This window comes from Xanthovirga aplysinae (assembly GCF_009711365.1).
GTDB classification, from domain to species: Bacteria; Bacteroidota; Bacteroidia; order Cytophagales; family Cyclobacteriaceae; genus Xanthovirga; species Xanthovirga aplysinae.
This window is the reverse complement of sequence record NZ_SMMB01000047.1, coordinates 1-247: the sequence shown is the minus strand read 5'-3', so window position 1 is coordinate 247 and position 247 is coordinate 1. Positions and strand designations below refer to the sequence as shown.

The window sequence follows — 247 nt, the reverse complement described above, 5'->3', positions numbered from 1 at the left end:
TATGAAAGTGGTGATTTATGATAAAAGAGAACTTTATAGCGAACATGGAATTTTTTACGAGGAAACGGGAACGAGTTTTACTTTAAGCCTTAAGGAGGTATCTGCTCTTACCAACTATTTTCAAATCAAATGGAGGTTGAATGGGTTACATCCTTCTCCTTCTTGCGTGCCAGGGTATTGGGAGGTTGAGGGATGGAAAAATCGATATATAGATTTACTAAATGGAACCTTATTAACAGAACAGGAA

The 247-nt window shown here is 36.8% G+C and carries 1 protein-coding gene; it reads left to right on the top strand.

The window, feature by feature from the left end; translation table 11 throughout:
* Positions 1-247 (top strand): hypothetical protein (locus E1171_RS22950; protein ID WP_187696068.1); only part of this gene is annotated, 247 nt, incomplete at both ends.